Genomic DNA, 10,192 nt, shown 5'->3' on the forward strand with positions numbered 1-10,192 from the left:
GTTCTACCTTGGCGACCTCGCCCAGGGGCACGGCGCCGCCCGCCGGCATCGGCACCAGGATTTCGCTGGCGATGGCCTTCGGATTGTCGCGGAGATCGCGCGGGTAGCGCATGTTCACCGTGAAGCGCTGGCGACCCTCCACGGTCGTGGTCACCGTCTGCCCGCCGAGGGCGGCTGCGATGGTGTCCTGAACGTCCTGGATCAGGATCCCGTAGCGGGCGAGCGCTTCGCGATCCGGAGCGATCTCGAGATAGTAGCCGCCGATCCCTCTCTCGGCGTAGGCCGATGAGGTGCCGGGAACGGCCTTGACCACCCTCTCGACCTGCTTGGCGAGCCGGTCGATCTCCACCAGGTCCGTACCCATCACCTTAATCCCGATCGGCGTACGGATGCCCGTCGACAGCATGTCGATGCGGGCTTTGATCGGCATGGTCCAGGCATTCGAGACCCCCGGAAACTGCAGCGCCTTGTCCATCTCCGCAATCAGGGCGTCGACGGTGAGGCCCGGGCGCCACTGCTCCTTCGGCTTCAGGTTGACCACGGTCTCGAACATCTCGGTCGGGGCTGGATCTGTCGCGGTCGCCGCCCGCCCCGCCTTGCCGTAGACCGAGGCGACCTCGGGGAACGACTTGATAATGCGATCCTGCATCTGCATCAGTTCGGCCGCCTTCGTCACGGAGATGCCCGGCAGCGTAGTGGGCATGTAGAGCAGCGTTCCCTCGTTGAGCGAAGGCATGAACTCGGTTCCAAGCTGGCGGGCCGGCCAGATCGAGACGGTCAGCACGGCCAAGGAGGCCAGGATCACCAGCGTCTTCGCCCGCAGCACGCCCTTGATGACCGGCCGGTAGATCCAGATCAGGAAGCGGTTGATGGGGTTGCGGTGCTCCGGAACGATCTTGCCGCGGACGAAGATCACCATCAGCGCCGGCACCAGCGTGACGGACAAGAGGGCGGCGGCCGCCATCGCAAAGGTCTTCGTGAACGCCAGCGGACTGAACAGCCGTCCCTCCTGCGATTCCAGCGTGAAGATCGGCATGAACGAGACGGTGATGATCAGCAGGCTGAAGAACAGTGCCGGGCCGACCTCGGAGGCGGCGTCGATCAGGACTTGGACGCGCGGCTGATCGGGCTTGGCGCGTTCAAGATGTTTGTGGGCATTCTCGATCATGACGATCGCGGCATCGACCATAGCGCCGATCGCGATCGCGATGCCGCCGAGGCTCATGATATTCGAGCCGAGGCCGAGCAGCTTCATGGCGCCGAAAGCCATCAGCACGCCGACCGGCAGCATCAGTATCGCGACGAGCGCGCTGCGGACGTGCAGCAGGAACACGATGCAGACCAGCCCGACGACGATGCTCTCCTCGAATAGAGTGTGCTTGAGCGTGTCGATGGCCGCGTAGATCAGGTTGGACCGGTCGTAGACCGGCACGATCTCGATCGACTTCGGCAGACTGCTTGCGATCTCTTTGAACCGCTTCTTGACGTTCTCGATCACGTCGAGGGCGTTGACGCCGAAGCGCTGCAGCACGATGCCGCTCGCGACCTCGCCCTCCCCGTTGAGTTCGGCGATGCCCCGCCGCTCGTCAGGTCCCAACTCGACATGGGCGACGTCGCGCAGCAGCACCGGCGTGCCGTTGCTGGTCTTCAGCACGATGTTGCCCAGATCGTTGATGCTCTTGATGTAGCCCTTGCCGCGGATGACGTATTCGAACTCCGCCAGCTCGACGGTACGGCCGCCGACATCGGCGTTGCTGGCGCGGATGGCCTCCCGGATCTTCTGCATGCTGATGCCGCGGTCGCGCATCCGCTGCGGATCGAGCACCACGTTATACTGCTTGACGAAGCCGCCGATACCGGCGACGTCGGCGACGCCTTCCGCCTTGGCCAGCGCGAACTTCAGATTCCAGTCCTGGATCGTGCGCGTGTCCGCCAAGTTCAATTCCTTGGACACGACGGCGTACTGATAGACCCAGCCGACGCCGGTGGCGTCGGGCCCGATGGTCGGCGTGACGCCGGTCGGAAGTCTCGAAGCAGCCCCGTTCAAGAACTCCATGACGCGCGAGCGCGCCCAATAGATGTCGGTGCCGTCCTCGAAGATAACGTAGACGAACGACACGCCGAAGAAGGAGAAGCCGCGCACCACCTTGGACTTCGGGACGGTCAGCATGGCCGTCGTCAGCGGATAGGTGACCTGGTCCTCGATGACCTGCGGCGCCTGGCCCGGGTACTCGGTGTAGACGATGACCTGGGTGTCCGAGAGGTCCGGGATCGCATCCAGCGGAAGATGGACCAGTGCGTAGAGGCCGGCCGCGGCCGCAAAGCCGGTGCCGAACAGCACCAGCAGCAGGTTGCGCGCCGACCAGGCGATGATGCGGGCGATCATTTCTGCTCTCCATGGACGTGGCCGCTCGAAGCGTCGGCCGGCGCGCTTGCCTCGGCGAAGCCCTTGAGGGCGGCTTTGAGGTTGCTCTCCGCGTCGATCAGGAAGTTCGCCGATGTGACGACCGCTTCCCCGTCGTTGAGGCCGTCCCGGATCTCGATGTAGCCACCGCCCCGGCGGCCGAGCTTCACTTCGCGGGGCTCGAACCTGCCCTCGCCCTTGTCGACGAGTACGGCCTGGCGGGCACCGGTGTCGAGCACCGAGCTATCCGGCACGGCCAGAACCGACGATGAATCCGCGGTGTCGATGTCGGCATCGACGTACATGTCCGGCAGCAGCGCAAGGTCCGGATTGGCGAGCTCGATCCGAACGCGCGCGGTGCGCGTGTCCTTGTTCACTTGGGGATAGACGACCGCGATCTTTCCCGAGAAGGTCCGGCCGGCAAAGCTGCGGGCGCGGATCGACACCGGCTGGCCGACCGAGATGTTGCCGAGGTCGCGCTCGGCCACGTCGACCAGCGCCCACACCATCGAGATATCGGCGATCCGAAACAGCACGTCGCCGGGGTTCGCGCGCATGCCCTCGATCGCGTTGCGCTCCAGCACGATGCCGTCGCGCGGCGCCGCCCACTGGACTGTTACGGGCGCGATGTGGGACTTCTCCATCTCGGTGATGACCTGTTCGGGGACGTCGAGGTTGATCAGTCGCTGCCGGGAGCCGCGGCCGTAGGCCTCGATGCCGCCCGTGGTCTTGGACGTGATAGTCGAGAGATATTCGGCGGCGGCGGACGCGACGGCCGAACTGTAAATCTGCATCAAGGCCTGGCCGGCCTTCACCCGCGTGCCGGTGGTCACGTCGGCGACTTTCTGCACGAAGCTTTCGGCCCGCATCGCGATAACCGACACGCGGCGTTCGTCCAACTGGATCGTGCCCGGTGCCCTGACCGAGACGCGGATCGCGCGGCGCTCCGCCGGCTCCGACTTCACGCCCGTCCGCTGAATCTTGCCGGGCGAGAGCTTGACCGTGCCGTCGTCGGCGTCGTCGCCTTCGTAGACGGGAACATAATCCATCCCCATCGGATCCTTCTTCGGCACTGGCGAGGTGTCGGGCAGGCCCATGGGATTGCGGTAGTAGAGGATCTTGCGCGACGAATCCGCCTGCAGCTTCGGCTTTGCCGGCTCGGAGAAGCCCTTGTCGTCGTCGTACACGGGCAGATAATCCCGCCCGCGTTCGTCCTTCTTCGGCACGGCCGACCAGAAGGGCGCCCCATCCGGATCCCGGTAGTAGAGCGGAGTTCGCTCGGCACCGGCCCGGGTGGCCGCTTCGGCATGGACGGACCAGTGCTCGCCGTTCGCGTACCAGTAGGTTCCTAGGGCCAAACCGCCCGTCATTGCGAGTGCCGTCAGGAGACGCTGCGTGTTCATGGTGTGCTACCCGCGCGCTCGGAGCGCGCATCCATGGGAATGGGAACAGGAGTTCGGGCGTCGCCGCGCGACGCCCGAAGGCTCACTTGGCCGCCTTGACGATCACCTTGCCGGTGACGGTTTCGGCCTCGCCCTGCACCTTCGCGGACAGCGTAACCTGATAGCGGCCGGCCATCGGCAGGTCCGTCTTGAAGGCGTAGACGCCAGGCTCTTTTGACGGCAGCGGCGAGACCGCCGATTCCATCTCGGCCATCCCGTCGGGCGCCATGTCGACGCGGGTCTTGAAGATAACCGCGTCAGACACAGGCTTGCCGGTCTGTTTGTTGGTCAGGCGAACGGAGAGCGTGACGTCGTCGCCCTTCTTCATCTCCGGATTGACAGGCTCGAAGGCGTAGTCGCCGGCGCCTGCCATGGCAGCAGAAGCAGCAAGCAAAAGGGTGGCGGCGACTGCCGCGGTCGTGAATCTGGAAAACATCGTCTTGTCCTCATGAAGTTGATCTTCCGCCGTGGCGCTTGTGGCGCGCGCACGTCAATCGTCTGCGCGCCCGAGCGTGCGGGCGCCAAGCATTGAGGATCAGCTTCGAGGAGGTCGGAAGGGAGGACTGCCGCTGCGGTAGGAGAGGACCTGGTCCGCGGGTATGGCGATCTCGTCGGCAGTAATGGCGAGAAGACCGAGTACGACGGGGCGAACGTCATCGAGCGCAAATGTTCCGCCGACGCAGCAGAGTCCCGCCCCGCACTTGTAGCCGGCCGTGTCGGATGCCTTTCCCTGCATGTCCTCCGGACAGCAGTCCATCGACATGTCGCCCTGACCCACCATGTGCATAGCGGCCTGCATGTCGTCCGACGACATCGCGCGACCGGCTGAGGCGCCGAGCGGCAGCATCGCCCAGGAGAGGGCGATCGCGAATGCCAAGATGGTACGGACGAACCGCATACAATCTACTTACCTCTCAAGCCGCGTCGTGGCTTCGATAACATATACCGACTGCGGATGGAGTCTTTGATCCTGCTCAAGCATTTGTGACCGCCGGACGATTATCTGTCCACCCGACCGACGACGTTCATAAGTTCTGCGATCTTGCGGCGCTGGTCGGCCTTATCGCCGCTCCGGATAGCGTGTTCCACGCAGTGGGCCACGTGATCCTTAAGAATCTCTTCTTCCACCCGCCTGAGCGCGGAACGTACCGCCGAGATCTGCGTGACGATATCGATGCAGTACCGGTCCTCGTCGACCATCTTCGCGAGCCCGCGAGCCTGGCCTTCGATGCGGTTCAGACGTTTCTGGCAGGACGCCTTGATGTCGCTTCTCATGGCCCGTATATACCCCCCGAGGGTACCTTCCGCAAGAGATGGAGTCGCAGATGGCCGTGCATGACAACCCCAAATCCGGAGCGGCTCACGGGGCCTGCTGCGGGCACTCCCATCCGGCGACTCATGACCATTCGGGACATACTCATCATCACAATCATGCTGCGGGCTTGGCGGTGGACCCGGTCTGCGGGATGAAGGTCGATCCCTCGACCGCTCGCCACAAGATCGACCATGGCGGAGAGACCTTCTATTTCTGCTCGGAGCGCTGCCGCACCAAGTTCGAAGCCGACCCGGCGAAATACGTGCACGGCAAGGCGCAGCAGGTGTCGCCAGCCAAAGTTCGGGAAGGCACGATCTACACCTGCCCGATGCATCCGCAGATCCGCCAGGTCGGACCGGGCAATTGCCCCATCTGCGGCATGGCGCTCGAACCCGAGGTCGCGACGGCGGACAGCGGCCCCAACCCCGAGCTGATCGACATGACCCGCCGTTTCTGGGTGGGTCTCGCACTCTCCGTTCCGGTCGTCGTTCTCGAAATGGGCGGGCACCTCATAGGTGGCCATGGGTGGATCGATCAGACGCTATCCAACTGGATCCAGTTGGTTCTCGCAACACCTGTCGTCCTCTGGGCCGGTTGGCCCTTCTTCGTTCGCGGATGGCAGTCGGTCGTCACTCGCAATCTGAACATGTTCACTCTGATCGCGATGGGCACCGGTGTCGCGTGGGTCTACAGCATAGTCGCCACCATCGCGCCGGGCGTCTTCCCGACCACCTTTAGAGGCCATGACGGCGCCGTCGCCGTCTACTTCGAAGCGGCTGCTGTGATCACCGTCCTGGTTCTGCTTGGCCAGGTACTCGAGCTCCGGGCCCGCGAGGCGACCTCGGGCGCGATCAAAGCCCTCCTCGACCTCGCCCCGAAAACGGCGCGGCGCATTCGGGCGGACGGCACCGACGAGGAGGTCGAGATTTCGGAGCTGCAGGTCGGCGATCGGCTCCGCGTCCGGCCGGGCGAGAAGGTGCCTGTCGACGGCGAGATCGTCGAAGGGCGTTCTTCTCTCGACGAATCCATGGTGACCGGCGAATCGATGCCCGTCAGCAAGGACGTCGGCGGCAAGGTGATCGCCGGCACGCTCAATCGCTCCGGCGGCTTCGTCATGCGAGCCGAGAAGGTCGGCAGCGACACCATGCTGTCCCAGATCGTGCAGATGGTCGCGCAGGCGCAGCGCTCCCGCGCGCCGATCCAGCGTCTGGCCGATCAGGTCGCAGGCTGGTTCGTCCCGGCGGTCATCGTCGTTGCTCTCGTCGCGTTCGGCGCGTGGGCCTACTACGGACCCGAGCCGCGGATGGCCTTCGGATTGGTCGCCGCGGTCAGCGTGCTGATCATCGCCTGTCCGTGCGCACTCGGGCTCGCCACCCCCATGTCGATTATGGTCGGAGTCGGCCGGGGTGCGCAGGCCGGCGTGCTGATCAAGAACGCCGAGGCGCTGGAACGCATGGAAAAGATCGACACGCTGGTGGTGGACAAGACGGGCACCCTCACCGAAGGCAAGCCGAAGGTCGTCTCCATCGTCCCTGCGCCGGGTTACGACGAAAACGAACTTCTGCGTCTCGCCGCCACCGTCGAACGGGCCAGCGAGCATCCCCTCGCCGACGCAATCGTCCGCTCCGCCAACGACCGCAGCTTGGTCCTGGGCGAGGTCGAGGAATTCGATTCTCCGACCGGCAAGGGGGCCGTAGGCAAGGTCGACGGCAAATCCATCGTGTTGGGTAACGCCAACTTCCTTGCATCCGTGGGCGTAGGGACACAATCGCTGGAAGCGGAGGGCGAACGCATGCGAGGTGACGGCGCCACCGTGATTAACATGGCGATCGACGGGAAACTGGCCGGTCTCTTTGCAATCGCAGACCCCATCAAGGCGTCGACCCCGGCGGCGCTGAGAGAACTGAAGGCGGAGGGCGTCAAGGTCATCATGCTGACCGGCGACAACCGCACCACCGCGAAGGCGGTCGCGCGCCAGCTCGGGATCGGGGACGTCGAGGCCGAAGTGCTTCCGGACCAGAAGAGCGCTGTCGTCGCCAGATTGCAGAAGGCTGGCGCGATCGTCGCCATGGCCGGCGACGGCGTCAACGACGCCCCGGCCCTCGCCGCCGCCGAGGTCGGCATAGCGATGGGCACCGGGACCGATGTCGCGATGGAAAGCGCTGGCGTGACCCTGCTGAAAGGAGACCTGGGCGGCATCGTCCGTGCCCGCAAGCTGTCGGAGGCCACCATGAGCAATATCCGACAGAATCTGTTCTTCGCGTTCATCTATAACGCCGCCGGTGTCCCGATCGCGGCGGGAATTCTGTATCCGACGTTCGGAATCCTGCTCTCGCCAATCATCGCCGCCGCCGCAATGGCACTATCGTCCGTCAGTGTCGTGGGCAATGCCCTGCGCCTGCGCGTGACGAGTCTCTAGCGTTTAGCCGATGAGAACGCAAAAAGCCTGCAGACGGAATCTGCAGGCTTGTCGCGATCGGAAGCGGGGCTGGCGACTTCCTCTCGCTTGTCGATGTGGTTTAGAGGAACCATGAAGGTGGATTTTTTGACTTGGATCAAATCTGAAAGTCTTATCTGGGGAATGCGCTCGCGAGTCCCCTATCAGCAGCAAGGCCGGAGTCGTATCCGATGACCCTCTTCGTCCCGTCGAACGAGCGAGATTTAAGGCTCGATCTCTTCCGCGGAGTGGCGAACTGGGCCATTTTCTTCGGCCACATTCCCGGCACGGCGCTCGCGTGGTTGACCTCGCGCAACTACGGCTTCAGCGACGGGGCTGACCTGTTCGTCTTTATTTCCGGCTACACCGCCACCCTGGTGTTCGGCAGGATGATGGTGCAACGCGGCTTCCTGATCGGCGCGACCCGACTGCTTCGGCGCGTTTGGCAGCTTTACGTCGCGCATGTGCTTCTGTTCATATTTTATCTCACGTCGGTCCACTACCTGGCGCACCGGTTCGACATTCCGCATCTGATGGACCAATTCAACGTCGCGCACTTGATGGAATTCCCGGTGGAGACACTAACGCAGGGGCTCCTTCTGAAGTTCAAGCCGCTCAATCTCGACGTACTTCCTCTGTACATCGTCCTGATGGGCGCCTTTCCCCCGGTCCTGTGGCTCATGCTACGCCACAGAAATTGGGCGCTGGCCGGATCGGTGCTGCTCTATTTCGCCGCCAGATTTCTACATTGGAATCTGCCTTCCTATCCCTCCGGCGACTGGTTCTTCAACCCATTCACGTGGCAGCTGCTGTTCGTGCTGGGAGCATGGCTTGCGGCCGGGGGCGCTCGGACGGTCCGTCCAATCGTGACCGCTCTGACCCCTTTGGTTCTCAGCGTTGCTTTCCTGTTGTTCGCCCTGGTGGCGACGCTTGCGACGCTCATTCCCGAAATCGACTCTCCGATAGTGAGCCAGCTTACGCAGGCCTTTCGCCCCAACGACAAGACCAACCTCGCTCCCTATCGCATCCTGCACCTTCTGGCCCTGGCTCTTCTCGCCGTGAGATTCATCCCGTTCGACTGGTCCGGTCTCGGCTGGCCGATCTTCCGTCCGCTGATCAAGTGCGGCCAACAATCGCTCGAGGTTTTTTGCGTCGGGGTTTTTCTTTCCTTCGTTGCGCACTTCGTGTTGGACGCCACGTCGAACGCTTTCTACGTCCAGGTCCTAGTAGGAGCGGCCGGCCTGTCCATCATGACCGGCGTTGCATACTATCGCTCCTGGTCGAAGAAGATCGACAAGTACGCGTTCACGGCGCCGCAGACGCAAGTGCCCCCGGCGGCTGCAGCACCCTCTCCGGTCACCATGGCGGCGGAATCCATGAAAAAGACCAAGGAGTCGAAATGCTGACTTCCGAGCTCGTCCTCAGCACGGATGCCAGAGCCATCGTGCTGCATACACTCCACTGGATCGCCGCGATCGTGGAAGTCCTCGGCGTCGGGGTCATCGTAGTCGCCGTGATCGCAGCGAGCGCATGGTCCATCCCGCAGATGTTTCTCGGTGAATGGCGCGGTGCTTTCCGGTCCTATCGAGCAAACCTGGGGCGCGGGATCCTGCTCGGCCTCGAATTTTTGATCGCAGCAGACATCATCGGCATGGTGGCCATCGTTCCGACACTCGAGCGGCTTGCGGTTCTTGGCTTGATCATCGTGATACGCACGTTCTTGAGCTTCTCGCTCCAGATCGAAATCGACGGCCGGTTGCCTTGGCGTCGCGAGCGCGCCGATGCGGCCGACTCGAAAGATGGTGGTCTTTGAGGGCAATCTCCTCCGGTGAGGAGTTTTTGACTCAGGTCAAGTATGCCCCCGATCCGCCGGGTTAGGTTTTCCACGCCAGCGCCGGCTCAAGAGCGTTTCATCGCTTAATTGAGCCGGAGGGGATTCCGGTTTTTGGCGGATTGTAATTCAAGATGCTGACTGGATTGGAGGCCAGCATCGCATGACCCGACCTCTTTCCCTGGATCTTCGCGAGCGTGTGGTGGCGTCGATATTGGCCGGCGAGAGCTGCCGGTCTGTGGCGGAGCGTTTTGGGCGTTGCAGTCTCGTCGGTTGTGAAGTGGTCACAGCGGCAGCGGGCGATCGGCTCGGTTGCGCCCGGCAAGATGGGCGGCCACCGCAAGCCTGTGCTTGATCCGCATCGCGCCTTCATCGTCGAACGGATCACTCAGACGCCGCATTTGACGTTGCATGGTCTGAAGGCGGAACTGGCAGCCCGTGGGGTCAAGGTCTCACACAACGCGGTCTGGCTGTTCCTCCGCCGGGAAGGGCTGCGGTTCAAAAAACACTGTTTGCCCTCGAACAGGCTCGCACCGGCGTCTCTCGTAGGCGCCAGCGTTGGCGATCCTGGCAGACCGGACTTGATCCGGGCCGGCTCGTCTTCATCGATGAGACCTGGATCAAGACCAACATGGCCCCCTTGCGGGGCTGGGGCCCCAAAGGGGCACGCCTGCGCGGCTTCGTCCCGCACGGGCATTGGCGTACCCTTCACATTCCTCGGCGCGCTCCGCCACGACCAGCTCACCGCCCCCTGCGTCTTCGA

The 10,192-nt window shown here is 63.5% G+C and carries 8 protein-coding genes and 1 pseudogene; 4 read left to right on the forward strand and 5 right to left on the reverse strand.

Features of this window, described 5'->3' with window-relative positions; translation table 11 throughout:
* The 5 genes from JHD07_RS14405 to JHD07_RS14425 form a co-directional block, all read right to left on the reverse strand.
* A partial coding sequence (locus JHD07_RS14405; RefSeq protein WP_291623211.1) for a CusA/CzcA family heavy metal efflux RND transporter occupies positions 1–2,386 on the reverse strand: 2,386 nt, incomplete at its 3' end.
* Positions 2,383–3,807: an efflux RND transporter periplasmic adaptor subunit gene (locus JHD07_RS14410; protein WP_291623213.1), complete on the reverse strand. Its 1,425-nt coding sequence runs from the start codon at positions 3,805–3,807 to the stop codon at positions 2,383–2,385. The genes JHD07_RS14410 and JHD07_RS14405, both read right to left, overlap by 4 nt.
* 82 nt (positions 3,808–3,889) lie before the next feature.
* On the reverse strand, positions 3,890–4,282 hold the full coding sequence (locus tag JHD07_RS14415) for a FixH family protein (protein ID WP_291623215.1): 393 nt from the start codon (positions 4,280–4,282) through the stop codon (positions 3,890–3,892).
* Between the two features lie 99 nt (positions 4,283–4,381).
* Positions 4,382–4,744 (reverse strand): hypothetical protein, encoded by a 363-nt coding sequence (locus tag JHD07_RS14420; RefSeq protein ID WP_291623217.1) that lies wholly within the window; start codon positions 4,742–4,744, stop codon positions 4,382–4,384.
* A 101-nt stretch (positions 4,745–4,845) separates the two neighbouring features.
* On the reverse strand, positions 4,846–5,121 hold the full coding sequence (locus JHD07_RS14425; RefSeq protein ID WP_291623219.1) for a metal-sensitive transcriptional regulator: 276 nt from the start codon (positions 5,119–5,121) through the stop codon (positions 4,846–4,848).
* 50 nt (positions 5,122–5,171) lie between these two features.
* Here JHD07_RS14425 and JHD07_RS14430 point away from each other — a divergent pair, with 50 nt between their 5' ends.
* The 4 genes and pseudogenes from JHD07_RS14430 to JHD07_RS14445 form a co-directional block, all read left to right on the forward strand.
* Positions 5,172–7,580: a heavy metal translocating P-type ATPase gene (locus JHD07_RS14430; RefSeq protein WP_291623221.1), complete on the forward strand. Its 2,409-nt coding sequence runs from the start codon at positions 5,172–5,174 to the stop codon at positions 7,578–7,580.
* A gap of 209 nt (positions 7,581–7,789) precedes the next feature.
* A complete protein-coding gene (locus JHD07_RS14435; protein WP_291623223.1) occupies positions 7,790–9,004 on the forward strand; it encodes an OpgC domain-containing protein in 1,215 nt (404 codons plus the stop codon).
* On the forward strand, positions 8,998–9,411 hold the full coding sequence (locus JHD07_RS14440; RefSeq protein WP_291623225.1) for a DUF1622 domain-containing protein: 414 nt from the start codon (positions 8,998–9,000) through the stop codon (positions 9,409–9,411). The genes JHD07_RS14435 and JHD07_RS14440 overlap by 7 nt, the downstream gene beginning before the upstream one ends.
* Positions 9,412–9,592: 181 nt before the next feature.
* Positions 9,593–10,192 (forward strand): annotated as a pseudogene (locus tag JHD07_RS14445) (IS630 family transposase); the annotation flags it as partial.

This window comes from Bradyrhizobium sp. (assembly GCF_016462955.1).
Lineage (GTDB): Bacteria > Pseudomonadota > Alphaproteobacteria > Rhizobiales > Xanthobacteraceae > Bradyrhizobium.